The sequence below is a fragment of the Vibrio ouci genome (assembly GCF_004551525.1).
Taxonomy (GTDB): Bacteria; Pseudomonadota; Gammaproteobacteria; order Enterobacterales; family Vibrionaceae; genus Vibrio; species Vibrio ouci.
Genome location: NZ_SATR01000090.1, coordinates 1 through 4,970 on the forward strand (window position 1 = coordinate 1; position 4,970 = coordinate 4,970).

The window sequence follows — 4,970 nt, forward strand, 5'->3', positions numbered from 1 at the left end:
GACAAGGATATATGAAAGGAAACTTAGAGTGTAGAAATAGTGGCGTTAATTAGACTTAAAGCATGAGAATTGGTGCGTTTGTGGGTCATGCCAGCTTTAAGGCTAGTAAAAGTACAGCTGGCACTTTGAGGACAAAATTGAGCTAGCCACGGCAGCCAGCTCGATGTTGGACAAAACTTTCTTAGCTCAATTGATTTAGTGGTGTCAGTTCAGATAAGAACAAGTAACTTGAAACCTTAACCGTTTGTTATGTAACGGTCGCATATCGGATTGGCTGAGTCATACCAATTATCTTGTGGTGAGCCTTCTTTCGCATAGTAACGAACCAACTGTTTTTATTCTCGAGTTGCCACGTTCTGCGTGCGATTTGATACTCTTTCCAATCTCTCACACGCTCACTTTTCATCACGGAAAGTAGTGATTGCCCTGGACCGTAACTATAGTCGTCAGGCTTTCTGGGCATGCTGCATCTAAAATGGTTGCGTGTAAGTCGAGGAGATCGACAAACTCGCCTCGAACCTGCTTAGTTTGAACCATAGACTTAGGACCAAATGAAGGTCAGCACCTCATTAATTAAACCAACTCATTTGGTAAATTATTATTTTTGCGGATAACAACCCATAAAAAAACGAAATCAAAGTCACACTTTTCGCGATTTTCTAGCCATATCATTACTTCAATTTTTACGTCATTATATCGAGGACATATGAAAGCGATGAAACTCAAACCATTATTCGTCACGATGGCACTTGCTGGAGCAGTATCAGCACTACCAGCTTGGGCAGAAATCAAGGAAGTCACCTTACTACATACCAATGATATCGAGAGCGTGTACGATCCTGTCGAAGCATTCTGGAATGACGATATTGAAATGGTCGGCGGTATTCCTTACCTTGCTACACTCATTAAGGAGACGCGAGCACAAGAAGATATTAGCTTCCTTCTGGATGCCGGTGATATTTATACTGGTGCTCTATCAAAGAAGACCAAAGGTAAGCTACCTTTTGACCTCTACAACTCAATGGGTTATGACGTCATCACATTGGGTAACCACGAGTTTGAATATGGCTGGAAATCTCTAGTAGAAACCATGCCACGCGCTAACTTCCCAGTACTGAATGCCAATATCTTCCATGAAGCCTCAGACACCATGATGGCGCAGCCTTACGCCATTCTTGAACGTGATGGTGTGAAAATCGGTGTGATTGGTATAATGGGTAATGATGCGTTCTACAACACAATGTGGAAAGGCAATCGCAAAGGTCTAACCATCAAAGACCCTGTTGAAACAGCACAATACTGGGCTGATAAAATCCGTGATGATGTCGACATGATCGTCGTTCTCACTCACCAGAATAAAACCGCGCCAATGCAAACCGACAAAGAAGCCGATGCGGAAGTGCAACGCGGATTTGATGAAGACTACGCAATGGCAGGTAAGTTGAAAGGCGTTGATGTGATCTTCGGTGGTCACTCTGATAATGGCCTTGTTGAGCCAGTCATTCATCCTGAAACGGGTACTGTTATCGGTCTTACCTTTGGTCAAGGCATGCATCTAGGTTACACCAAGTTCACGGTGAACACTGAAAAGCATGATGTGAAATTCCTTGGTGGTAAGCTAATCCCTGTAGAATCTGCCAAGCTTGAACGTGATGAGAAGACTCACGCGATGATTGAAAAGACGCGTACTGACCATCCAGAGCTTGCGGATGAATTAGCAACGATTGATAAAACTGCATCACGTCGCTATTACCGTGAATCAAACATTGGTAACCTTGTTGCTGACCTAATGCGTGAAGCAGGTAACGCAGATATCGCGATGATGAGTTCTGGCTCGATTCGTGTCGACTTGAACCAGGGTGCTGTAACGCGTGAAAACGTGATGAATCTATTCCCATTTACAGATAAGCTTACCGTTGTTGAACTTACCGGCGAGAATATCAAGGAGCTATTAGAATACAGCTATACGTTACCATATGGTGTAGCTCAGTTCTCTGGCATTGAAGCAACGTATGACAGCACTAAACCAGAGTATGAGCGCCTAATTAGCCTAACCATCAATGGTAATGCAATTGATAACGCACAAAAGTATACCGTAGCGACTTATTCATATGCAGCAAGTGGTGGTGATGGTTATACTGTGTTTAACAAGGGTGAAACTCTATCTAAAAGTGAGTCTGTAACTCAGGTATTAATTGATGGCTTTGCCAAAAATAAAACTATCTCAGTTCCTAGCCTAGGTCGTCAGGTAGATGTCAGTCGCAAGTAGACCCTCGATTACCATTAATTAATAGAAAGTGAGGGTTAGCATTCAGGCTGAAATCATCAAAATGAAAACCGAGTTTAATGGGTGTAAATCCTATGGATGCATCAACCTAGCTAACCCTGACTTATCTCTCTACCGAAAAAGCAATCAACTCGGCTTCGATTCATATCAATGCCCTCAATGTGGGGCATTCACTCCAATCCTTGATGATAAGGCGATTAACCTTTTTATTCGCCGCACCCTAAGTAATGAATCAAGACTGTTATTACCACACTGTGTTCAATGTAAAAAACCAACTCCATCAACTCGCTTTGGTTCAACTAGAGCTGGGACACCAAGGCGTCAATGTAATGAATGCAAGTCGGTCTACTCACTACTTAATGGTGATAAGCTGAGCTCTCAATTACAGCCATTGTTTGAGTTAGTATCAAGTGACATTTCCACCAGCGAAATCTTTGCGAAAACGGGTTGGAATAGTAAGGTTTTCTATCAAAGGTTATCCAAGCTGTCGCAATTACTTGAGCTTGTTAATCGCCTAATGATAATCGCGTATACTCACTCTTGTTTAATGCTAACACTCCACTCCAGTACTTCATCTATTGAAACTCGCTCTGGGAAACAGAAAGAAAGCTTAAAAACTTGGCAACTTCATACCCTAGATACAACGAACGGTTTTCTATTTCTACACAGCGACAACATGCTGCTTGGAGACGAACCTACATCGAGTCCATATTTATTGAATAAGGTGGAACCAAGCTTTACAGGCAGTGAACCTTTTGAACGCGTACAGTGGACATACGATAAGATTTTCTCACGCAATCAATTTGATAACCTAGGTTATGCCTTACAAAGCCAAGTTAACAGTAGAGAAGGGACCTTACTTCGTCCAGTCGTGGGCGCTCATGGCCACTTTCAATTACTTAACAGCATTCTGCCAAGCCAAACTCCGCTGAATTTGTTTCTTGAACATGAAAGCTTTCTTAGAGGAAGCTCTATCTTTACTTTTTCTGAACAGATAAAAAGCGGCAATTGTCACCTCTTTTACCTGTATCACTTTGCTACGGATAAACCGATTAAGCCTCAATCAAATAGTATCGGTTGGTGGCGTGAGAAGTGGATTAAAGCGAGTATCGTCGACGACCAAAAGCTGCTTGGCTGTGTAATGTCTTCTCTTACCAAAGGACCACTTGACGCTTACACTCAAGTAAAAAAAGACTGGAATGCTGAGTACAACAAGTTCATGAAACACCATTTACCCGAGGTCTACTTAAGAACTATTTCATACAAAAAGTATCTTGAATGGCGAGAGATATTTATTTTTTTTTACAATCAATCAAGGGGTTTGGCCAGATTCAGCCATAAAAATAATACACCTCATATGGAGGATATAAGCAGTTTGATTCAATTTATCAATGATAGTGCTATTTCTTGGGATAGAAAATTACAGGTTTAGTATTATTAGACGAAACTGTTTACACTCAAATTACAAAAAGTTAACCGTAATGGTTCAATCCATGAGTGCCCTTGTCATTACTGAGGGAACTTGAAGGAATAAATACCAATCGACTCTGTCGTGCCCTCACATTCTAGTCCTCACTGATGCTGATTGCCTCACACCTCGATATTCGTCGATTGAGATTGTTTGACCCGAAGTTCTCTGGTGTTGAGTTGCTCTCGCTTCCAGGTCTTTTGAATAGTGGTTATGCTGACGGTGATGTTTTCCTGCTTATATCGTTTATCGGGGTCAGGTCTTGCTTATTGCAATCCGTTATTTTTTATATCTCAAAACTAGTAAATTATTGGAGACAACAATGCGAGCCAAAGCTCATTTCGGGGCATAGACTTTTCAAAGGAAAAGCCTGTGCCACTCCTTTCTGTCAGCAATCTGTCTTTTCAGATAACCTCAGAGCGTCTTCTAGCTCAACACCAAGGTATCGAATTGTGTTATCTAGCTTCGAATGCCCAAGCAAGATTTGTACAGCCCTGATGTTTTTCGTTCGAGCATAAATTAAAGTAGCTTTTGTTCGCCGCATGGAATGGGTACCGTAATAATCCGCATTTAATCCAAGCTTTATAGCCCAATTCCTGATAATTGAACGATAGAATGAGTAGCTGATAGGTTGTCCAGATCGTCGGCTACTCGGGAATAGAAAACTGCTTGCCTCTAGAGATGCTGCAAAAATCCATCGACTAATACTTTGCTGTGTTCTCGGCGTAATTTCATAGTGGACATCGGTGCCAGTTTTTTGCTGGATGCACTGAACCCTTTCATAGATAACCCCTTGTGAAGAAACATCGTAAACGTGCAATTTTAGCAAATCACTCGCTCTTAACTTACTATCTATAGCTAGGTTCAGTAGTGCGAGTTGCATCAGATCGTTTTCAATCTCTAGCCTAGTCCTGATCCGCCAGATTTCTTCAAGCTTAAACGGTCTTTTGATACCACTGCATTTCCCAGAAGATAACTTTCTCATGATGACCTCCTTTCAGTGTTTTTGGTCAACATGAAGTTTGGCAGTTACATATAGTAGGATTTAGGAATATTTGAAACGTTGGTGTCGGATAGGCGGCACCTGTTGCCAGGTGCCTCCCTCCTCAGAACCGTACGTGCAACTTTCACTGCATACGGCTCAAGCCTCCACAAAGGCACCGTTAAGCACCCAGTAACTAAATTACCTTTGCGATACACACTTAAAGCTTTAAA

Annotated in this window: 3 protein-coding genes; 2 read left to right on the forward strand and 1 reads right to left on the reverse strand. The window is 41.9% G+C overall.

Annotation, left to right across the window (positions count from 1 at the left end):
• Nucleotides 1-742 precede the first annotated feature (742 nt).
• Both ELS82_RS23275 and ELS82_RS23280 read left to right on the forward strand, forming a co-directional pair.
• Nucleotides 743-2,269, forward strand: coding sequence for a bifunctional metallophosphatase/5'-nucleotidase (locus ELS82_RS23275; RefSeq protein ID WP_244230868.1), 1,527 nt, complete (start codon nucleotides 743-745; stop codon nucleotides 2,267-2,269).
• 61 nt (nucleotides 2,270-2,330) lie between these two features.
• On the forward strand, nucleotides 2,331-3,719 hold the full coding sequence (locus ELS82_RS23280) for a hypothetical protein (RefSeq protein ID WP_134837561.1): 1,389 nt from the start codon (nucleotides 2,331-2,333) through the stop codon (nucleotides 3,717-3,719).
• A gap of 424 nt (nucleotides 3,720-4,143) precedes the next feature.
• On the opposite strand, the gene ELS82_RS23285 is transcribed toward ELS82_RS23280, so the two are convergent.
• Nucleotides 4,144-4,740 (reverse strand): tyrosine-type recombinase/integrase, encoded by a 597-nt coding sequence (locus ELS82_RS23285; RefSeq protein WP_134837562.1) that lies wholly within the window; start codon nucleotides 4,738-4,740, stop codon nucleotides 4,144-4,146.
• Nucleotides 4,741-4,970 lie beyond the last annotated feature (230 nt).